The sequence below is a fragment of the Lentzea rhizosphaerae genome (assembly GCF_042649515.1).
GTDB classification, from domain to species: Bacteria; Actinomycetota; Actinomycetes; order Mycobacteriales; family Pseudonocardiaceae; genus Lentzea; species Lentzea aerocolonigenes.
In genome coordinates, this window is sequence record NZ_JBHRZI010000015.1 from 721,116 (window position 1) to 740,745 (window position 19,630).

The following is a 19,630-nucleotide window of genomic DNA, read 5'->3' on the forward strand; positions in this document are numbered from 1 at the left end:
CCATCTATCGGCCCGAACGTGCTTTTCGCGCCAAACACGGCAGCAGGTGCTCCACTGGTCGTTGGTGACACCCGCATCGCGCAGCTGCACGCGCTTCGCGATGACCTGACCAACCCGCGCGACGTGCTGGGACGCGACGGTTCCGGTGCGCGCCGCTTGCCTACGCCGGACCGAGTCCCGGAGGGCCCAGCTGCTCGGTCCGGTCAGGAGCCGACTCGACCCACTCGATGAGCTCGCGCACGCCGGGGGAGAGCTCGTCGGCGTTCATCGCGGTCACGACACCCTCGTCGTCCTCGATGAGGATCTCGACGAGCTCGCGGTCCGGCTGCGCCTCGCCAGCCTGGGTGTCGGCCAGCGAGGCGCGGAGGACGCGTGCTCGCAGCGCCGCGGCGTCGGCCGAGGCGAGTGTGGAGGTGTCGACGGCGGTCGAGCTCACGAGTCCCGCGAGCCCGCCGCCGCGAACGACTGTGACCTTCAGAGGACCCCGACCTCCCGCCATGCCGAGCGGACGATGCCGGCTTCATCGTCACCGTACAGCTCTTTCGCCGACGCGACAGTGGCCTCCGCCGCGTCCTTGAACTGCGAGTTCCGCTGCAACCTCGTGGCCAGCGCGTCGTACCAGATCAGGGCGGGCTTCTCCCAGGAGTGCCCGCCGACAGAGGTGGCGACGAGGTAGAACGCCTTGTTCGGGATGCCCGAGTTGATGTGCACACCGCCGTTGTCGTTGCGCGGGTCGCCGTTGTCGGGCAGGTCGACGTAATCGTCCATGTGGGCGGGCTGGCGGTCGAAGTCGTGCGCCGTACCCGGTTCCTTCATCGACCGCAGCGCTCTGCCCGGCAGCTGCGTGCCGAGAATGCCCTCGCCGAGCAGCCAGTCGGCCTGGTCGGCGGTCTGTCCGAGCGTGTGCTGCTTGATGACCGAGCCGAACACGTCGGCCCACGACTCGTTGAGCGCGCCGGACTGCTTGCTGTAGACCAGCCCGGCGGTGAACTGGACGACGCCGTGGGTGATCTCGTGCGCGACCACGGAGGTGTCGGCGGCGAGGCTGCCGACCTTGAAGATCTTGCCGCTGCCGTCGCCGTACACCATCTGAGTGCCTTCCCAGAACGCGTTGTCGAAGTTGCGGCGGTAGTGCACGGTCGAGATGAGGTCGGCACCGTTGCCGTCGACGCTGTGTCTGCCGAGCACGTCGCGGTAGAAGTCGTAGGTCCTGTCGGCGTTGTCGAACGCGTCGTTGACCGCCTTGTCCGCGTGGGGGCCGTCGTTCGGGCCGCGCCGCAGCACGCCGGGGAGATCGACGCCGTGCTGAGCGTCGAAGACGAACTTCCTCTCCTGCGGCGGCGGCATCAGCTCGGCCTCGACCCCGAGGCTCTGCACAAGAGCGGTCACAGCGGCACGACGTGCGTGCATGCCCGCGGAGGCGACGGCGGCCTTGGCAGCCTCGCGGAGGTCGATCTCGCCGGCCTCGGCCAGTTCCAGCAGGACGTGGGTGGGCAGGATGAAGCAGACCATCAGGGTTCCCTCTCTCCGTACTTGAGCCGCACCCCGCCCGCGTCCACCGTGACGACGAAGAGGTTGTCGAACTCCCTCTCGCCGATCGGGCTCGGCGTGCCACCGAGCTCCCCGACGAGCGGGGGAACGGTGTTGGAATGACCGACCACCAGGACGACCTCGCCCAGCGATCCGGAACGGATCTGGTCGGCCAGCCCCGGCCCGGCGACGACGGGGTGCAGCTGTGTTCGTGATGCGAGGGGTTGTGCGGTCTGCTTGGTGCGCCGGAACACCGAGGTGACGATGGCGGTCACCCCGGCCTCGGCCACGATCCGCGCCAGCAACTCGGCGCGGTGGCGGCCGGGCTCGTTGAGCGGCGGGTCGTCGGAGCTCGGCGGCAGGTCGATGTCCGCGTGGCGGACGAGCAGCACTGTGGTCACGGTCCCCCCGTTTCTGTCGTACTACTGCCTCGCCCACCCTCCGCAGTGCGTTAGTCCGATTTCCCCAATGACGCCCGTTCGGCCTAACGGGTCCGGGTTCTTCGCATGCTGCTCGGACCAGCGGCTCGGGACGGATGGCCCCAGGGCGGTGTGCTCGCGGGCCTCCACAGCAGACACGGTCCGGGGGATCGGACGGGCTCCGCTGTCCCAGCGCGGTCAGGATGCGGCGCGGACGTACTGCCGGGGCATGCAGGGGGTCGCACGCATTGAGTTGGTCACCTCACGCGCTACGCACTGCCCGGTCAGCCGGTGGCCTTGGTCCTGACGACGAGGAGCACTGCGCACCTGCCCGCCGCCGGATGGCGGGTGAAGAGTGTGCTGTGGAAGGAGGTGAGATCGATGAGGCTCGGAGTGAAGGACGTTGTCGCGACGGTTCTCGTCGCGCTCATCGCGATTCCGTACGTCGGGTACCTGATCAACGGCGAGATGCCGTTCGTCAAGGATCCGAGGGGGATGGCTGCGGTCGGGCTCGTGCTCGGCGTCGCGGCCTTCCTGGTGGTGCGGTGGGGAGACGCGCTCGACCGTTTCGGCTGGGCCGAGATGGGGCTGGCGGTTCTGGTGCTGGCGTTGGGCGTTGTCACCCTGTTCCTGGCCGAGACCGCGGCCGCGGAGGTTCTGCTGGCGGTGTTCATGGGATCGATCCTGCTGATGCTGATGGTCGAACTCGCTGACCACGCCGGTGTCTTCCACGGTGCGGTGTCGCACCGGTAGTCACCGACCCGCGCGGGGGACGAGTCGCCGTCCTGTCCCTGTGAGGCGGCCCGAACCCCGCGCGGGACCTGCTGGACGAAGGGTTCGTCGAGACGCATCGTCTCGGCGAACCCTTCAGTTTTCGCGGGCGGCTCGCGCGTGATCGTCAGCGTGGGCGGCGGCCAGCGCCAGGACGAGTCCCGCGAAGGAGAAGACGGTGAGCGCCGCCACCAGCCAGGAGTTCTCCACTCCCAGAAACTGCCTGAGGAGGATGGTGCCCGGCACCAGCGACAGGTATCCGAGCACCGCAGCTCCCAGAACCCACGGCCAGACCCGTCCCACCGCGTGAGCGACACGTCCCGGACGCCGACGGGGTGCGGTGCCGATCCTGGCGGCGCCGATGCCGATGATGATTCCGATCAACGGCGGGCCGAATCCTCCGCCCGTCAGGAGCAGCAGCACCGAGAGCAGGATCAGCACCAGACCTCCGTGTCGCCGATCGACGAACCACACCGACCAGGTCAGGACCGCAACTGCGACGACGATGGCGGCGATCCCAGTCACCAGCAGGTTCGGGATGACCGTCAGAGCGGGCTCACCACCGAGAATGGCGAAGGCCTTCGAGTCCGGCCATGACTGGATGACCGGTCCTGCTGGACCGACCGGGCCCTGAAGCACCTCTCCGACCCCGTGCTCGATGCCGGCCAGACCTACCAGCACACCGAACGTCGAGACCACGGTTCTCATGGCGTTCATCGCAGCTCGTCCCTGCCGACAAGCTCGGGAGTCGTCACGTTCTGATCGTGCCTCAAATGACCGGCACAGCCGAGCGCCAACCTGTGGCGCGCATCGAACCCGTGCGCATCGCAGGTGTCAGTGAACGATCCAGCCGGATCATGACATCCGAGGACTAGAAGACCGCCGCGAGCGGCGACCTTCCTCGGCTCCCCGATCGCGGTGAACACGAGCACGACGCGGTCCCGTCCGCGCAAGAGCACGCGGATGTGTTGCACAGTCACTACCGCGGCCCGGCGGAGTCTCGTAACCCGTGTCGGCGCTCCGCCAGATGGCGTCACCGTGACGTTAGTGGCTGGTGAACCGGGATGGGCCAGGCGCGGCACCCGCGCCGCACTTCGGTCAGATTCCAGGCTCGGGCGGCAGGTCTCTCCGGTAGAGCGTGCACCCGGCGGCGGAACCTCGCCGGATCTGACCGCCGATAACGTTCACTTATCGGAGGTCAGATTTCGGGTGCCCAATTGAGTAGCGTTGCGTTGGTTAACGTAACTGCACACGTAATGCTGCTACGATATTGCGGTGGAGACGAGCTGCAACTTCCCCGGCTGTGACCGCCCCGTTTTTCGAGGTGGCGGGCCGGGCAGGCCCTCGGAGTACTGCGACCTGCCGGAGCACACGCGGTGGCGGGCGTGGAGGGAGCGTCAGCGGCTGGCCACGGAGCCCGAGCAAAACCTGGAGGTCGTCACCGTGACGAATCTCCCGAGGGTCTCCGGTACCGCCAAGATCAGGGCCGAAGAGCTCCTCGACCGCTTCCGGGTGCTGTCCGAGCAGATGACGCAGACGCTCGGACGGGCCGTCGGCGAGCTGAACGCGATGGCGGACCCGAGTGTCGCTGAGAGCCACATCCAGGCGGCAGAAGCCGAGGCCGCGCGACGGGTCGCCGAGGCGCAGGCCGAGCTGGCGTCCGCCGAACGTCGCCGGCACGCCGCGGAGCAGGCGCGCAAGGCCGCCGAGGAGACGACCGAACAGGCGGTGCGGGCGGCGGAGGAAGCCGACGAGACCGCCGACAGGGCGTTGACCGAGCGGGACGAGGCCAGGCAGGCCGCACAGGATGCGGCCGAGCGGGCCGAGGCGGAGATCGCCGAGGTCAGGGTGCAGGCGGCGGCCGTGATCGAGGAGATCAGGGCCGAGGCGGACGAGAAGGTGCGCCAGGCGCTGGAGGCTGCGGACCAGGCGCGGGCCGATGCGGTGAAGCACGCCGAGCAGGCGCGCAGGCAGGCGGCGAAGGAGATCGAACAGACGAACTCGGCAGCGACGGCTCAGGTCGAGCAGGTGCGTGCCGCTGCCGCGGCCGAGATCGGCCAGGTCAAAGCTGGTGCCGCGGCCGAAGTCGAACGGGTCGAAGCCGCTGCTGCGGCTGAGATCGAGCAGGCGCGTGCCGAGGTCGAGCGAGCCAAGTCCGTGGCCGACGCCGCCGTGCAGGCCGCTGAGCAGGCACGTTCCGACGCCGCCGACACGGTCAGCCGGTCGGCCAAGGCCCGCGATGCCGCCGTCGTGCGTGCGGAACGTGCCGAGCAGACTGCCGCCGACGCCCGCGCCGAGCTGGAGCGGACGCGCGGTGAGTTCGAGGTGCGGCTTGCGCAGGCCAAGCAGGAGGGCGTCGAGCAGCTCGCGACGGTGCGCCAAGCCCTGGCCGCGGTGGAGGACGCGCGGGCGCAGACGGTGACCCGCGCCGAGCGTGCCGAGAGGCAGCTGGACGAGGCGATGGCTGAGCTGCGGGCGTTGCGGGCGGCGACACCGAAGTGAGCCGCCCGCGACACCTCAGTCGCTGTCCACCAGCTCCCTGGCGTCGGCGAGGAGTCGGCGCGTCGCCTGGTCGATGCCCTTGAGCTGGGCGTTCACCCTGGACCGGTGCCCGTCGAGGTCGGCGGCGGCCTCGGCGGCGAGTTCTCGCCGGCGAGCGGTGGAGGTGCCTCCCGCGCTGGTCCTGCTCTCCACGAACGACCGCGCGTCGAGGACGGACGAAAGCCGTGCGGCGGAGTACTGCCGCAACGGCTCCTCGGCGAGTTCGGGCCGCACGGCACCGTCCGGTACACCGGCGGCCTCGTGTGCGGCGATGAACCTGGCGACGACTTCGTGGGCGGCGCGGAAGCTGAGGTCGCGGGTGCTCACGAGGTCGTCGGCGAGCGCGCTCGCCGACGACCAGTGACGCCCCGCCGAGGACTCGAGCCTCTCGGCGTCGACCTCGAGCGTGGCGAGCACCTCCCGCAGCAGACCCGCCGCGCCCGCGGTTTCCCGGCAGTACTCGGGCATCCGGTTGTGGACGTAGCCCTGGTCGGCGTCGGTGGACGTGGCGAAGTGAAGCAGCCCCAACCTGCTCGCGCCCCACCCGGCCGCGTCGCCCGCCAGGCCGCGGATGCGTTCAAGCACGATGGGGTTGCGCTTCTGGGGCATCATGCTCGACGTTCCGCACAGCGACGGGTGCAGGCGCACCGATCCAATCTCGGAGGACGACCAGTAGTACAGGTCCGACGCGCACCTGCTCAGGCCGGACAGCACCAGCCCGAGGACGCCCGCCAGCTCCGCGGACGTGTCCATCGAGGCCAGCCCGGCGTCGCGGGCGTTGCGCACCGGGCGGGAGAACCCCAGGTAGGCGGCGGTCGCGTCCCGGTCAATCGGCCAGGCCGTGCCGCTGTAGGCCGCGCCGCCCAGCGGGCACTCGTTGAGGCGTTCGTGCAGTTGCAGCAGCCGGGTGAGGTTCCTCGACGTGGTCCAGTAGTGGGCGTTGAGGTAGTGGCCCAGCGATGTCGGCTGGGCGTGCTGGAGGTGGGTGTAGCCGGGGACGATCACCTGGTCGTAGCTGTCCGCGCACTCGAGCAGCGTCTCGGCCAGTCGCAGCAGTTCGGTCACGACCTCCAGCAGCGCCCGGCGGTCGGCCATGCGCACACCGGTGGCCTTCTGGTCGATGCGGCTGCGGGCCCGCTGGATGTCGAGCCCGGCCGGGCCGCACTCGTCGTGCAGGTAGCGCTCCAGCTGCAACGTGATCGTGCCGATCGCCGGGTCGGACGCCAGCAGGGTCCGCGGGTCGTGGTCGAGCAGCTTGAGCAGTGCCGCCACGACGGATCGGCCGTGGTGGCGGGTGAACACGTCCTGCTGGGTGAGCATGAGGGCGTGGGCGAGGTCGATGAGCACGAACTCGCGCACGGCGTCGAGCTCGTCGGTCAGTTCCACGGCGTTCACGTGGTCCACCAGCGATCGGGCCGGGCGTGCGCCCAGCCTGCCATCGGTCAGGGTCACTTCACGGCTCCCGCGGTCATTCCTGAGGCGATGTGTCGTTGCAGCAGCAGGAACGCCACGACGACGGGGGCGGACACGACCAGCGAGGCCGCCATCACCTGGTTCCAGTAGACGTTCGACTCGCTGGCGTAGGCCTGCAGCCCCACCGCGACCGTGCGGGTGCGCTCGTCGGTGAGCACGGAGGCGAAGAGCACCTCGCCCCAGGCCACCATGAACGAGAAGATCGACACCGCGACGATGGCGGGCCTGGCCGCCGGGACGAGGATGCCCACGAGCAACCGCAGCGGTCCTGCTCCGTCGATCTTCGCGGCCTCGTCGAGCTCGCGGGGGATGGTCTGGAAGTAGCCGACGAGCATCCAGATCGCGAACGGCAGCGAGAACGTCAGGTACGTGATCGTCAGTCCGGTGCGGCTGCCGACCAGGCCGAGACCGGTGTACCGGTCCACCAGCACGAACAGCAGGAACAGCGGCAGCAGGAAGAGGATGCCGGGGAACATCTGGGTGGACAGCACGGCCAGCCGGAACGCCTCGCGTCCCCGGAACCGCCACCTGCTGATGGCGTACGCGGCCAGGATCGCGACCGTCACCGACAACACGGTGGCCGAGCCGGCGACGATGATCGAGTTCGCGAAGTACTGCGCCAGCGGCACGGTGGACCACATGTCGACGAACGGTGCGAGCGTGGGTTCGGCCGGCAGCCAGGTGAAGTCGCTCTGGACCTGGTTGAGCGGTTTGATCGCGGTGCTCGCCATGACGAACAGCGGGGCGCAGACGAAGATCGTCAGCACGGTCAGGGTGCTCCAGCGGAAGATCCGGTAGCCGGAGGTCTCACGCCTCATGGACTTTCCTCCTCGTGGCGAGCAGGTAGACGCCGGTCACCAGCAGCAGGAACAGCAGCAGCACGGCGCTCATCGCGGCACCGAGACCGAAGTTCCAGGTCACGAACGAGTTCTGGTAGATCTCGACGTTGATCAGCCGTGCCTGTTCGGGTGCACTGCCGCCGAACAGCACGAACGGGGTCTCGAACTCCTTGAACGTCCACAGGAACATCACCAGGACCAGCACCTGGTTCACCGGTGCCAGCAACGGGAGGGTGATCTCGCGGAACTGGCGCCACGGGCCCGCGCCGTCGAGCGTGCCGGCCTCGTAGAGCTCGCCCGGGATCGACTGGAGACCGGCCATCAGCATCAGGAACGCGAACGGCCACAGCCGCCAGACCGCCACCACGCACTGCGCCCAGAACGCGTTGGACCCCAGCAGGAAGAACGCGTTCTCGTCGAGGACGCCGAGTTGGTCGACCAGCGCGTGGTTGACCATCCCGTTGTCGCGCTGGAACAGGAACCGCCAGGTGATCACCGCCGCGAACGCGGGCAGCGCGTACGGGACGAGGAACAGCGTGCGCAGCACACCTCGTCCGACCGTCGCGTTCTGCAGCGACACCGCTGCGGCCGTTCCCATGACCCACGAGACCGCGATGACGATGACCGTGAAGGCGAGGGTGATCAGGAACGAGCTGAGCAGCGACGCGCCCACCGGCTGGTCGACGTCCAGCACGACCTCGAAGTTGCCGAACCCGGTCCAGGGCGCTTCCCACCACCGCGCCAGCTGGTACTGGGTGAGCTTGAGCAGGCTCATCACCAGGCCCGCGAGCATCGGTCCGAAGTGGACGACGAGTTCCAGCGCGAGTGCGGGCAGCAGGAACAGGTACGGGCTCCAGGTCCGCCGGCGGCGTGGTGCCGGGGCCGGGGTGGAGGCCGTCGGGGGACGGCGGGTCTCCGGCTTCACGTCGGTCCTGATGCTCATCCGCCCGACGCCACCCTCTGCGAGAGCGACGCGAGCTCGGACCGGATCTGCTCGGCGCTGGGCTGCTTGCCGGTGGCGGTGGCGGCCAGCCAGGACGTGACCGCGTTGCCCACGAGCGTCTCGAACTGCGCCTCCTGCGCCACGCGTGGCAACGGGATCGCGCGATCGGCCATGGTCTGGCGGGCGACCTTCGCCTCGTCGGTCTGGAACGCCGCGTCGCCCGCGTCCTTGACGGGCGGGATGGTGCCGTAGGCGGTGTTGAGGACGGTCTGCTCGCCGACGCTGGTGAGGAAGCGGACCAGTTCGGTGGCACCGTCGAGGTTGTCGGTGTTCTTGAAGATCGCCACGTTGGTGCCGCCCAGGAACGACGCCACGTCCTTGCCTCCCGGCGTGACCGCGGGCACGGGCGCGACGCCGTAGCGGTCCTCGGACAGGCCGTAGTCCTTCAGCGTCTGCCCCAGGGTCTGGACGAGCATCATGGCCACGCGGTCCTTGGAGAACGCTTCGTACACGTCGGCCCAGTCGGCGTTCTCGGCGTCGGACGGGTTCACGATCTTGTCCTTGCCCATCCAGGACAGGTACTGCTCGATCCCGCTGACGGCCTCGGCGGAGTCGAACGCGGGTTTGCCGTCGGTGAAGTACCGCGCTCCGCGGGCCGAGCCGAGGATGTAGGCGTAGTGCAGCGCGGTGGTGTAGGCCTGACCGCGCAGGCCCAGGCCCCACTGGTCGGGCTTGCCGTCACCGGTGGTGTCCTTGGTGAGCTTCTTGCCGGCGTCGACGAGGTCGGTCCAGGTGGCGGGCGGCTTGTCCACTCCGGCTTCGGCGAAGAGCTTCTTGTTGTAGTAGAGCTGGAAGACCTTCGTGTACAGCGGGACGGCGACCGGCGTGGTCCCTTCCGCGCTCGCTGTCTCCAGCGCGACCTTCTCGAACCGGTCCGCGCCGCCGATCTTGGCCATCATCGCGCCGTCCCACTCCAGCAGAGCACCGGTGGCCTGCAGGGACGGCGTCCAGGTGTTGCCGATGTTGACCACGTCGGGTCCCTTGCCGCTGGTGGTCGCGGTGAGGATGCGTTTGAGCAGGTCGGTGAAGGGAATGACCTCCAGCTCGACCTTGAGCCCGGTGCGCTCGGTGAAGCGGCGCAGTTCGGGCTCCAGGATCTGCTTGTCCCTGTCGAGGCTCGGTGACTGTTGCGAGGCCCAGTAGGTGAGCACCTTCGGGTTCGCGTTGGCACCGCTGGAGGCTTGGCAGCCTGTCAGAGCGGCCGCTGCGGAGGCGGCCGCCAGGATCACCGCCAAGAAGCGTGCGCCCATGTCATCTCCTTTACCTGCATGTAAACGTCAACATGGGCGATTGTGGATATGACTTCTGGCCATGTCAACGTTTACATTCGGAGGCGACAGGCGTAACGCGCGCGGGAGGGCGGCACGGGTTGAGCGAGTTCGATCATCAGCGGGTGACTCTGCGCGAGGTGGCGAAGGAAGCCGGGGTGAGCACCGCGACGGTGACCCGCGTCCTGCAGAACTCGCCTCGTGTCGTTCCGGAGACCCGCGCGCGCGTCATGGACGCCGTCAAGCGCCTGGGCTACACGCCGAACCCGATGGCACGCGAGCTGCGGCACGGGCGTCCGGCGGGTGCCGTCGGCCTGGTGACGGCGGGGTTCACGAACCTGTTCCAGGCCGGCGTCGCCGCAGGCGCCGAACGGGAGCTGCGCGGCGCCGGTCTGCAGCTGCTCATCGGTTCCACCGAGGACGATCCGGCACGGGAACCGGAGCTGGCGCGCGCGATGGTGGACCGCCGGGTCAGCGCCCTGATGATGATGCCCGACGGTGACGAGCGGGGTTTTCTCGCTGCGGAGCACCTCTTCGGCACGCCGGTGGTGCTCGTCGGCCGTCCGGCGAACGGCCTCGCCGCGGACGTGGTGATGACCGATGACGACCGCGCCGTCGAGGAGGCCGTCGCGGGCCTGGTGGATCTGGGGCACACGCGGATCGCCGTGCTGGCGGGCCGTCCGGACTCGTTTCGCGCGCAACAGCGGCTGGCCGGTTTCCACGCGGGCCTGGCCCGCCGGGGTGTCACCGCGGACGACGGCCTCGTCGTCGCGGGTCTGACGAGTCCCGGGCAGGCACGGGCCGTCATGGCCGATCTGGCGGCGTTGCCCGCCCCGCCGACGGCCGTGCTCGCCCTCAACCTCGGGATCAGCACCGGCGTCCTGCTCGACCGCATCGCCGGGCAGCGGCGGTACGCGTTCATCGCGCTGGACGAGCACGACCTGTCGATCGGTCTCGGGGTGTCGGCGATCGTGCGCGATCCGCAGGAGATAGGCCGGCACGCGGCCAGGCTCGCCATCGAGCGGATCAGCGACCCCGCCCGTCCTCCCCGCACCGTCACCCTGCCCAGCACGGTCGTCCGGCGCGGAACAGGCGAGATCCCGGTCGGTGCGGCGCAGTAGGCTGATCGCGATGGACGAGCTGAAAGGCGACTGCGCCAACTGTTTCGGGTTGTGCTGCGTCGCGCTGCCGTTCGCGAAGTCCGCCGACTTCGCGGCCACCAAGGACGCCGGCACGCCGTGCCGCAACCTGCTGGCCGACTACCGGTGCGGGATCCACGACCAGTTGCGGCAGCAGGGATATCCCGGCTGCACGGTCTACGACTGCTTCGGTGCCGGACAGCGGGTGTCGCAGACGGTGTTCCGCGGCGCCGACTGGCGCACGGGTGAGCGGCAGAAGATGTTCGCGGTGTTCCCCGTGGTCCGGCAGCTGCACGAGCTGTTGTGGTACCTGGCCGAAGCGCGGCGGCTCGACCCGCACGACGACCTCGGCGCGGCCTACGGCGAGGTCGAGCGGCACACCACGGCCGAGCCGGACGACATCCTGCGGCTGGACGTGGCGGAGATCCGGGCGAAGGTGAACGTGCTGCTGCTGCGCACCAGCGAACGGCTGCGCAGCAGTGCGAAGTCCTACCGGGGCGCGGACCTGATCGGCGCGCGCCTGCGCAACAAGAACCTGAGCAGCGCGGACTTCCGCGGTGCCTACCTCATCGGCGCCGACCTCACGAACGCCGACCTGTCGCGGGCGGACATGATCGGTGCTGATCTGCGCGGCGCGGACCTGTCGGGTGCGGACCTGAGCACCTGCCTTTTCCTCACGCAGCCGCAGGTCAACGCCGCGCGCGGCACCGCGCGGACGAAGCTGCCGGCCGCGCTGTCGCGTCCGGCGCACTGGACGGCGGTTCCCGCGCGACGGCGCTGACCTGCCTGTCAGGGCGGTGTCAGCGCCCGCTGTCAGAGTGCTGATCATGAAGAAGGCGCTACTGGTCGTCGTCGGCGTGCTGGCGGGCGTGCTCGCTCCCGGCGTCGCGCACGCCGACAACTCGTCGGCGGCCTCAACGACGAGGACGGCGGGAGCTCCCACACGACCAAGCTGCGCTGACCAGCGAGAATGCGTTGACTGAAATTTCAGTCAGCCGCTGCGGGTCGAGGTGATCGAAGCCCCGTCGCAGGTGCGGTCGGGCCGCGAGGACTTCGCGGGCGGTGGCGGCATCCACTGCACGACCCAGCAGCAACCCCGATGACAACTACCCCGAGAACTACACGGTGAGGACTTCGTGTCGGAGCGCAGAATCCAGATGCTCGAGGCGACCGTTCGCGTGATCGCCCAGGACGGTGTGCGCGGGCTGCGCGTCGAGAAGCTCGCGGCCGAGGCCGGTGTGTCGACGGCGTTGATCTACTACCACTTCAAGGACCGCGCCGGGATTCTGCGGGCCGCCCTGGAGCACGTGAACCACCGCGCGCAGACCTGCACCGACACGACGTCGGACGACCCGCGCACGCAGCTGGAGCAGATGCTGCTGGGCGAGCTGCAGGACACCGGCGTCGTGCGGGAGACCAGCGTGGTGTGGGGTGAGCTGCGGGCGAGCGCGGCGTTCCACGAGGAGCTGCGCCCGACGTTGCTCGCGACCACCAACACGTGGAACGCCGACGTCGCAGCCCTTGTCCGCCAAGCGAATCCCGGCCTCGACGCGCTCGCGGCCGCCGAACGCCTCACCGCGCTCGTCGAGGGCTTGAGCGAACGCTGGCACAGCGGGTCGCTGACGCTGGAACGCGCGCGGGAGCTGCTGGCCGGCGCGATCGGCCGTGAGCTCGGTTAGACCGACAGGCGCTGCTGGGCGACCGCGCGAGCGAAGCCCTCGACGTTGTCGATCATGATGTTGTGGCCGGTGTGTGGGACGGAGACGAGCTGGACACCGGCCGCGGCGAGCTCGCGGCCGCCGGTGGGCGGTGCGTCCTCGGGGTGCAGCAGGACGCGCGGGATCTCCAGTTCCAGCAACAGCTTGCGCATGGTCGGCGACGTGCCGCGGACGAGGTCGACGGCGCTGCGGTAGAGGGCTTCGTGACCGGCCATGCGCATGGTGGCGGCCCAGTGCGGGCCGACGTCGCGCAGCACGCGCTCGAAGCCGTGGCTGAGGAAGTCCGCCTCGCCGTAGGCGGCGATGCCCCGGCTGCCCGGAGCGCCGAGCGCGGGGGTGGTGGGGTCGATGTCGGGGTCGACGAGGACGAGCGAGCGCACCATCTCGGGGTGGCGCGCGGCGAGCACGATGGCGACGGCGCCGCCCATGCTGTGGCCGATGATCTCGCTGCGCCGCAGGCCGATCTTGGCCAGCGCGACGGCGAGGGCGTCGGCGTGGCCCTCCAGCGAGTACGCGAAGCCGCTGGGCCGGTCGCTGATGCCGAACCCGAGCAGGTCCATCATGAGGCTGCGGCGGCCGGTGAGCAGCGGGTGCGCGACGGCTTCCGCGTAGTAGGGCGCCGAGGAGGCGCCGAGGCCGTGCAGGTAGACGCGGGCGGGCGAGGCGCCCGGTACTTCGACCCAGCGGATCCGAACCCCAGGTCTGATCTCGACGGCGCGCATTTCTCTCCCCGCGTGATTTCGGTGTCCGGACCCTACCCCGCGTCCGGCGTGAAGCGAGACCGGTTTCGAGACAGGGTTCTCACTAGTCGACGAGTCGTGCCGAGACGACTGCCAGGAGCAGTGTCACGGCGGTGAACACGAAGGTGTAGCTGAATCCTATGGCGGCGTGCAGCGGTCGTGATCGCGTGCCCTCGCACAGGTGCAGCTGCCAGCAGGCGGCGCCCAGTCCGAAGATCAGCCACGGGAGGACGATCAGTGCGCCGGTGGGTCCGCCGAGCAGGCCGCTGACCGCGAACGGTGTTGCGGCAGTGAGAAGTCCGGTCGCCGCGGCGATCATCCACGGCCGTCCTGCGGGTTCTCCGGAGAGTCGTCCGGCCGCACCTCCGACGGCGGCCGCGAGCACGGCGGCGGTGATCAGGAGGCCGAGCAGCCACGGGCGCTCGTCGGAACCGGTGGCGGTCACCGGGATCAGGGCGATCGCGAGGAGCAGCACGACGGCGGTGGGTGTCAGCGGCAGCACCCAGGCGTGGCGGAGGGGCACTCGCGTGATGGTCGTCGATCGGGGCGTTGATCGGCAGAGGCCGATCAGCCGATCCCGAGCGCGTCCAGCGCCGCACGGATGGTCGCGGCCCGCAGCTCGTCGACGGGCGCGTCGGGGAACTGCATGGTGACGTCCTGAATGCCGCCGAATGCCAGCACCGCCCGGGTTTCCTGTTCGAGAGTGGGGGCCGGGCCGTACACGAGCCGGGTGAGACGGGCGCGCCAGGACAGCACGACGTCGATGACGCCCAGCTCGGCGAGTGTCGTCATCGAGGTGAGGATGAGGAGCACGTCGCCGCGGTGGCGGTGGTGGAAGTCGAAGAAGCCCTCGATGATCTCGATGGCCGGCGGCAGGTCGTCTTGTGCCTCCATGCGCCCGATGAACGCCTCGCTGTCGTCGAGCAGCGGCGTGACGATGCTGCGGACGAGGTCCTCGCGTGAGGAGAAGTGGTAGTAGAGCGCGGGTTTGGTGATGCCGAGGCGGTCGGCGATCTCCTGCAGGCTGGTCTGCTGCACGCCCTTGGCGGCGAACAGCTCGCGCGCGGTCTGGAGGATCCGCTGCTTGGTGTCGGACGGTCTGACCACGGGCCAAATCTTACTTAACAGTCGGTAAAACTGGGTGTAGGCTCGCGGCAGGGGACTTACCGACCGTTAAGTAAGGGGCTTTGACGTGCGGATTCTCATCTCAGGGGCGAGCATCGCAGGTCCGGTGCTGGCGTACTGGCTCGCCAGGTACGGGCACGAGGTGACGGTGGTGGAGCGCTCCCCGGTGCTGCGCAAGACCGGCGGGCACGCGGTGGACCTGTTCAGGCCGGCGATGGACATCTCGGAGAAGATGGGCGTGCTGCCGCGCATCGAGTCGCTGGCCACCGGCACGCAGCAGCTGTCGTTCCTGCGCGAGGGGACGCGCAAGCCGATCACCGGCGACGTCACGAAGATCTTCGCGGCCGCGTCGGACCGGCACGTCGAGGTCATGCGCGACGACCTGAGCGAGATCTACTACGACGCCGGGCGCGCCGACGCCGAGTACGTGTTCGGCGACTCGATCACCTCGGTCGGCGAGGACGGCGACGTGACGTTCGAGGTGGGTGCGCCGCGGCGGTTCGACCTGGTCATCGGCGCGGACGGGTTGCACTCGAACGTGCGGCGGCTGGTGTTCGGGGAGGTCGCGAAGACGTTCGTGGGCGCCTATTTGGCGGTGTTGTCGGTGCCGCGGGAGCTGGGTGTGCCGGGAGCGATGAGCGGGCACATCGGGCCGGGCCGCAGCGCGCAGGTGTACGGGGCGCGGCACATCGACGACGCGCGGGCGGTGTTCCTGTTCCGCTCGCCCGAGCTCGAGTACCACCACCGGGACGTGCCGCGGCAGAAGCAGCTGCTGCGCGAGGCGTTCGCCGGGCTGCACCCGCAGGTCGACGAGTGGATGACCTACCTCGACAGCGACCGCGTCTTCTACTTCGACTCGATCACGCAGCTGCGGGAGGACACCTGGTCACGCGGGCGGGTGGCGCTGGTCGGCGACGCGGCCTACTGCCCCGGCCCGGCGATCGGCGGCAGCACGAGCCTCGCGGTGCTGGGCGCCTACGTGCTGGCCGGTGAGCTGGCGGCGGGCGGGGACCACGAGGCGGCGTTCGCGCGCTACGAGAACGAGATGCGGGACCTGGTGCACGCCAGCAGGGCGTTCGCGCTGGGGGTGGCGAAGACGCTGATCCCCACGACCCGTCTCGGTGTGACGGCACTGGTGCGCGGCATGCAGCTGGTGACGTCCTTGCCGTCGTGGATGGTGCGGCCGATCGCGAAACTGAACTCGAAGGGCATCCGGCTGCACGACTCGATGGACGTGAAGGACTACGAGCGTCAGGGCGCCGGCGTACCGGCGCCCTGACGGCTCACTCGATCAAACTGCAGGACCGATCAGAACTGCAGGCTCCACTTGTCGAGGAACCCGGTGTCCTGGGCGGCGTTGTCGTTGACCCGCAGCTGCCAGGTGCCGTTGGCGACCTCGCTGGAGGCGTTGACGGTGTAGGTGGTGTTGATGTTGTCCGTGCCGCCGCCGGAGCGGTTGTGCACGGTGTAGACGGTGCCGTCCGGGGCGACCAGGTCGACCTTCAGGTCACCCTGGTAGGTGTGCTTGATGTCCACGGCGACCTTGAGGGTCGACGGGGCGTTGCCCGTCACCCCGGACACCGCGATCGGCGAGTTGATGGTGGTGTTGTCGCCGATCTGGAAGTCCGTGGCGTTCTCGAAGTACTTGCCCGGCGGCGGGGTGACACCGCAGTACTGCCCCTCCTTGCCGATGGCCTCGTACGGGCAGTCGGCGCGTTCGAGCAGCTGCAGCACGGCCTCCTTGTTGCGGGAGGTCTGCGCGGGGATCACCTCGTCGGGCGGGTAGAAGCCGCCGCCACCGGAGCTGCCGGGGTACATCTCGAAGGTGTAGGCGAAGATGCCCTGCGTGCCCCACAGCCAGTCGGGGATGGTCCCGTCGGTGATGTAGAGGTCGCTGGACTGCTCGGGCGTGTAGCCGTTGCTCGCCGCCATGGACTGGCCGATGGTGCGGAACGTGTCGAGCTGGTCCTGGTTCAGGCCCGGCGCGATGTCGTCGTAGGTCCAGCCCCACGGCCACAGGATGAGCTCGCTGTAGGTGTGGAAGTCGATGGACGCGGTGATCTGCTGCTTGCCACCGACGTTGCGGCCGCGCACGAAGTCGGACACGACCTTGACCTCGGGTGCGGACGCCGCGCTCGGGCCGCGGTAGGTCTCACTGCCGGTGCTGCCGGAGGAACCGCCGCAGCAGCCCCACTTGTAGTCCCAGTTGCGGTTGAGGTCGGTGCCGACGTTGCTGGAACCGGCGTTGGGCTGCCGGTTCTTGCGCCACGACCGGTAGGTGCCGGTCGCGATGTCGTACTCGCCGCCGTCGGGGTTGACGTCCGGGACGATCCAGATCTCGCGGGTGTTCACGAGGTCCGTGAGACGCGCTTCGGAGCCGTACTTGGTGGTGAACTCCTTGACCAGGTACAGCGCCATCTCGACGGTGAGGTGCTCACGGGCGTGCTGGTGGTGCGTGAACAGCACCTCCGGCTCGTTCTCGTCGACGCCGACGTTGTCGCTGATCTTGAGCGCGACGATGTCGCGGTTCTCGTACGACTTGCCGATGACCTGCTTGCTCAGGATGTTCGGGTAGGCCGCGACCGCGGTGTTGATCTCGGCGGTCATCTCCGCGTAGTTGTGGTAGTTCGAGTCCGCGGCGGGGAAGTCGAACGGGCCGATCTCCGCGTTGGCCTCCATCCGCTTGGGCAGCTCGGTGACGTCGAAACCCTGAGCCTTGAGGTTGCGGACCTCGCGTTCGGTCGCGGTGATCACGACGATGCCGTGCTCCTCGACCGAGTCGATGGCGGCACCGGACTTGGCCAGCTTCGAGCGCTGTTCAGCGGTGCGCACGTCGCTGACCTGGTAGTTCGTCGACGTTTCCTGAGCGCTGGGAGCAGCACCGGTGGGCACGCCTCCCATCGCGAACACGACGCTCGCGGCGACGGTGACCCCGATCAGGGGTCTGAGATGAGTCTTTCGCATGCAGGGCAACCCTTTCGGACCACGGCAGGGACATGGCTGTGCTCTGTGTAGTCCGTGTTAAGGCTCACTGTCATCCCGCCATCCGTATGGGGTTACCTGGTGGGATGACGCGCTACGACGCTGTGGAGGCCGCTTCCTACCGAGTGGCCCGGGAGATCTCGCTGGCCGGACTGGAGTCGTGGCGGGAGGTCCTGGAGCCGTACCTGCTGCCGGGCAGGACGGTGCTGGACCTGGGGGCGGGCACGGGGTTGTTCGTGCGGGCGTTCCGGGAGTGGTTCCCGGACGTGCCGGTGGTGGCGGTGGAGCCGTCGGCGGACATGCGTGCGGCGTCGGGGTTGCCGATGCTGGCCGGTTCGGCGTACGAGATTCCGCTGCCGGACGCGTCGGTGGACGTGGTGTGGATGTCGACGGTGGTGCACCACGTGCGCGACCTGCCCGCCGCGGGCGCGGAGCTGCGGCGGGTGCTGCGTCCGGGCGGAGTGGTGGTGTTGCGGTCGTTGTTCCGGGAGCGGCATTCGGGCATCGGGTTGTTCCGCTTCTTCCCGGAGGCGGTGCGCGCGTTGTCCGGGTTCCCGACCGTGTCCGAGGTGGCGTCCGGCACGGGGTTCGCGGTGTCGCGGCTGGAGGCGGTGGCTCAGGTGAGCGCGTCGTCGTTGGCGGACAAGGCTGCCACGCTGCGGCAGGAGGCCGACACGCTGCTGCGATCGCTGTCTGCTGAGGAGTTCGCCGCGGGCCGTGCGCGGTTGCTCGAGGCGGCCGCGGTGGAGACCGGTCCGGTCGTCGATCACCTGGATCTGCTGGTGCTGGAGAAAATCGCGGTCGGCGCACCCCGCTCTCTGCAAGGCTGACCGGCATGGCCTCAGACCCGAAAGCCGACCTGCACCGTTATCTCAAAGCCGCCAGGCAGACCATGCTCTGGAAGATCGACGGCTTGTCGGAGTACGACGCGCGGCGGCCGCTGACCCCGACCGGCACGAACCTGCTGGGGCTGATCAAGCACCTGGCGAGCTGCGAGCAGGGCTACTTCGGTGCGTGCATGGGCCGCCCGTTCCCCGAGACGCTGCCGTGGCTCGACGACGAGGACAACAACCCGAACGCGGACATGTACGCCACCGCGGACGAGACGCGTGAGGACATCCTGTCGCTCTACGCCCGTGTGGCGTCGTTCTCCGACGCCGTGATCTCCGAGCTGCCGCTGGACGCGCCGGGCGTGGTGCCGTGGTGGCCGGAGGAGCGCAAGTACGTGACGCTGCACGTGCTGCTCGTGCACCTGATCGCGGAGACGAACCGGCACGCCGGCCACGCGGACATCCTGCGTGAGAGCCTGGACGGGGAGGCGGGGCTGCGGGCCGAGGCCTCGAACCTGCCGGAGCTGGACTGGGCGGAGTACCGGGACAGGGTGGAGAAGGCCGCGCGGCAGGCGGCGGAGAGGCAGGCCGCCGTTCAGGAGCTGGGAATCACGGCTGACAGGGGCGGCGGCGCCATCGATACTGCCGATCATGGGTAAGGAATACGAGCGCATCGAGCCGCGGCTGTGGGAGTTCATCGAGAGCCAGAAGGTGTTCTTCGTGGCCAGCGCTCCGCTGGCCGGGGACGGGCACGTCAACCTCTCGCCCAAGGGGCGGCAGGGCACGCTGCGGATTCTCGACGACCGCACGGTGGCCTACCTCGACTTCGGCGGCAGCCACGCCGAGACGATCGCGCATCTGCGGGAGAACGGACGCATCACGTTGATGTGGTGCGCGTTCGAGGGGCCGCCGAACATCGTGCGCGTCCACGGCCGTGGTGAGCCCGTGTTCCGGGACGATCCGCGCTTCGCGGAGCTGGTGGCGGGGTTCGGTGAGGCGGACGGGCCCGCGTTGCGGGCGGTGATCGTCGTGACCGCGGAGCTGATCAGTGACTCGTGCGGGTTCGCGGTGCCGTTCATGGACTACCGCAGCGAGCGGGAGCTGCACGTGGACTACTTCGGGCGCAAGACCGACGAGGAGTTCCGCGAGTACACGAACAAGAAGCCGTACAACATCGCGAGCATCGACGGCCTGCCCGCGGTTCCGCTGCCGTTGCCGCCCCGCTGAAAGATCTCGGCCGGTCGATGTCGAG

Annotated in this window: 21 protein-coding genes; 9 read left to right on the forward strand and 12 right to left on the reverse strand. The window is 69.2% G+C overall.

What is annotated here, in order from left to right:
• Nucleotides 1-160 precede the first annotated feature (160 nt).
• The 3 genes from ACFOWZ_RS20525 to ACFOWZ_RS20535 are packed head-to-tail and all read right to left on the reverse strand — an operon-like array spanning nt 161 to nt 1,931.
• On the reverse strand, nt 161-499 hold the full coding sequence (locus ACFOWZ_RS20525) for a protealysin inhibitor emfourin (RefSeq protein ID WP_382374737.1): 339 nt from the start codon (nt 497-499) through the stop codon (nt 161-163).
• Nucleotides 475-1,512: a M4 family metallopeptidase gene (locus tag ACFOWZ_RS20530; protein WP_382374739.1), complete on the reverse strand. Its 1,038-nt coding sequence runs from the start codon at nt 1,510-1,512 to the stop codon at nt 475-477. The genes ACFOWZ_RS20525 and ACFOWZ_RS20530 overlap by 25 nt, the downstream gene beginning before the upstream one ends.
• Complete coding sequence (locus ACFOWZ_RS20535) at nt 1,512-1,931, reverse strand: SixA phosphatase family protein (RefSeq protein ID WP_382374741.1); 420 nt, start codon at nt 1,929-1,931, stop codon at nt 1,512-1,514. Before ACFOWZ_RS20535 ends, ACFOWZ_RS20530 begins: the two co-directional genes overlap by 1 nt.
• Before the next feature lie 399 nt (nt 1,932-2,330).
• On the opposite strand from ACFOWZ_RS20535, the gene ACFOWZ_RS20540 reads away from it, so the two are divergent.
• Entirely contained in the window at nt 2,331-2,702 is a 372-nt protein-coding gene (locus ACFOWZ_RS20540) for a hypothetical protein (protein WP_382374743.1), read from the forward strand.
• Between the two features lie 114 nt (nt 2,703-2,816).
• Here ACFOWZ_RS20540 and ACFOWZ_RS20545 read toward each other — a convergent pair whose 3' ends face one another.
• Nucleotides 2,817-3,437, reverse strand: coding sequence for a hypothetical protein (locus ACFOWZ_RS20545; protein ID WP_382374745.1), 621 nt, complete (start codon nt 3,435-3,437; stop codon nt 2,817-2,819).
• A gap of 558 nt (nt 3,438-3,995) precedes the next feature.
• Between ACFOWZ_RS20545 and ACFOWZ_RS20550 the strand changes: the two genes are divergently transcribed.
• Nucleotides 3,996-5,222 carry a hypothetical protein gene (locus ACFOWZ_RS20550; protein ID WP_382374747.1) on the forward strand — a complete coding sequence of 409 codons (1,227 nt, stop codon included), beginning with the start codon at nt 3,996-3,998 and terminating at the stop codon, nt 5,220-5,222.
• A gap of 15 nt (nt 5,223-5,237) precedes the next feature.
• Here ACFOWZ_RS20550 and ACFOWZ_RS20555 read toward each other — a convergent pair whose 3' ends face one another.
• From ACFOWZ_RS20555 to ACFOWZ_RS20570, 4 genes are read right to left on the reverse strand one after another with little or no spacing between them, the layout of a single operon-like run.
• Nucleotides 5,238-6,713: an argininosuccinate lyase gene (locus tag ACFOWZ_RS20555; protein ID WP_382374749.1), complete on the reverse strand. Its 1,476-nt coding sequence runs from the start codon at nt 6,711-6,713 to the stop codon at nt 5,238-5,240.
• Nucleotides 6,710-7,552 (reverse strand): carbohydrate ABC transporter permease, encoded by an 843-nt coding sequence (locus ACFOWZ_RS20560; protein WP_382374751.1) that lies wholly within the window; start codon nt 7,550-7,552, stop codon nt 6,710-6,712. The genes ACFOWZ_RS20555 and ACFOWZ_RS20560 overlap by 4 nt, the downstream gene beginning before the upstream one ends.
• Entirely contained in the window at nt 7,542-8,516 is a 975-nt protein-coding gene (locus ACFOWZ_RS20565; RefSeq protein ID WP_382374753.1) for a carbohydrate ABC transporter permease, read from the reverse strand. Before ACFOWZ_RS20565 ends, ACFOWZ_RS20560 begins: the two co-directional genes overlap by 11 nt.
• Nucleotides 8,513-9,826: an ABC transporter substrate-binding protein gene (locus ACFOWZ_RS20570; protein ID WP_382374755.1), complete on the reverse strand. Its 1,314-nt coding sequence runs from the start codon at nt 9,824-9,826 to the stop codon at nt 8,513-8,515. Before ACFOWZ_RS20570 ends, ACFOWZ_RS20565 begins: the two co-directional genes overlap by 4 nt.
• Before the next feature lie 143 nt (nt 9,827-9,969).
• Here ACFOWZ_RS20570 and ACFOWZ_RS20575 point away from each other — a divergent pair, with 143 nt between their 5' ends.
• The 3 genes from ACFOWZ_RS20575 (at nt 9,970) to ACFOWZ_RS20585 (ending at nt 12,662) form a co-directional block, all read left to right on the forward strand.
• Nucleotides 9,970-10,965, forward strand: a complete 996-nt coding sequence (locus ACFOWZ_RS20575; RefSeq protein WP_382374757.1) for a LacI family DNA-binding transcriptional regulator — start codon at nt 9,970-9,972, stop codon at nt 10,963-10,965.
• Between the two features lie 10 nt (nt 10,966-10,975).
• Complete coding sequence (locus tag ACFOWZ_RS20580; protein WP_382374759.1) at nt 10,976-11,764, forward strand: pentapeptide repeat-containing protein; 789 nt, start codon at nt 10,976-10,978, stop codon at nt 11,762-11,764.
• Between the two features lie 355 nt (nt 11,765-12,119).
• The gene (locus tag ACFOWZ_RS20585) at nt 12,120-12,662 is read left to right on the forward strand and encodes a TetR/AcrR family transcriptional regulator (protein WP_382374761.1); all 543 of its coding nucleotides are present in this window, start codon (nt 12,120-12,122) and stop codon (nt 12,660-12,662) included.
• On the opposite strand, the gene ACFOWZ_RS20590 is transcribed toward ACFOWZ_RS20585, so the two are convergent.
• The 3 genes from ACFOWZ_RS20590 to ACFOWZ_RS20600 form a co-directional block, all read right to left on the reverse strand.
• Entirely contained in the window at nt 12,659-13,423 is a 765-nt protein-coding gene (locus ACFOWZ_RS20590; RefSeq protein WP_382374763.1) for an alpha/beta fold hydrolase, read from the reverse strand. The two genes, ACFOWZ_RS20585 and ACFOWZ_RS20590, sit on opposite strands and share 4 nt — an antisense overlap.
• An 82-nt stretch (nt 13,424-13,505) precedes the next feature.
• Entirely contained in the window at nt 13,506-13,964 is a 459-nt protein-coding gene (locus ACFOWZ_RS20595) for a hypothetical protein (RefSeq protein WP_382374765.1), read from the reverse strand.
• 44 nt (nt 13,965-14,008) lie between these two features.
• Nucleotides 14,009-14,548: a TetR/AcrR family transcriptional regulator gene (locus tag ACFOWZ_RS20600; protein WP_382374767.1), complete on the reverse strand. Its 540-nt coding sequence runs from the start codon at nt 14,546-14,548 to the stop codon at nt 14,009-14,011.
• An 85-nt stretch (nt 14,549-14,633) separates the two neighbouring features.
• Between ACFOWZ_RS20600 and ACFOWZ_RS20605 the strand changes: the two genes are divergently transcribed.
• A complete protein-coding gene (locus ACFOWZ_RS20605; protein ID WP_382374769.1) occupies nt 14,634-15,845 on the forward strand; it encodes an FAD-dependent monooxygenase in 1,212 nt (403 codons plus the stop codon).
• A 29-nt stretch (nt 15,846-15,874) separates the two neighbouring features.
• Here the strand turns inward: ACFOWZ_RS20605 and ACFOWZ_RS20610 are convergent, their stop codons facing one another.
• A complete protein-coding gene (locus ACFOWZ_RS20610; protein WP_382374771.1) occupies nt 15,875-17,530 on the reverse strand; it encodes a M14 family metallopeptidase in 1,656 nt (551 codons plus the stop codon).
• Nucleotides 17,531-17,634: 104 nt separating this feature from the next.
• Here ACFOWZ_RS20610 and ACFOWZ_RS20615 point away from each other — a divergent pair, with 104 nt between their 5' ends.
• Genes ACFOWZ_RS20615 through ACFOWZ_RS20625 form a run of 3 tightly spaced genes read left to right on the forward strand, consistent with a single transcriptional unit; the run spans nt 17,635 to nt 19,605 of the window.
• Entirely contained in the window at nt 17,635-18,378 is a 744-nt protein-coding gene (locus ACFOWZ_RS20615; protein ID WP_382374773.1) for a class I SAM-dependent methyltransferase, read from the forward strand.
• A 5-nt stretch (nt 18,379-18,383) separates the two neighbouring features.
• Nucleotides 18,384-19,037 carry a DinB family protein gene (locus ACFOWZ_RS20620; RefSeq protein ID WP_382374775.1) on the forward strand — a complete coding sequence of 218 codons (654 nt, stop codon included), beginning with the start codon at nt 18,384-18,386 and terminating at the stop codon, nt 19,035-19,037.
• A complete protein-coding gene (locus ACFOWZ_RS20625) occupies nt 19,030-19,605 on the forward strand; it encodes a pyridoxamine 5'-phosphate oxidase family protein (RefSeq protein WP_382374777.1) in 576 nt (191 codons plus the stop codon). The genes ACFOWZ_RS20620 and ACFOWZ_RS20625 overlap by 8 nt, the downstream gene beginning before the upstream one ends.
• Nucleotides 19,606-19,630: the final 25 nt, after the last annotated feature.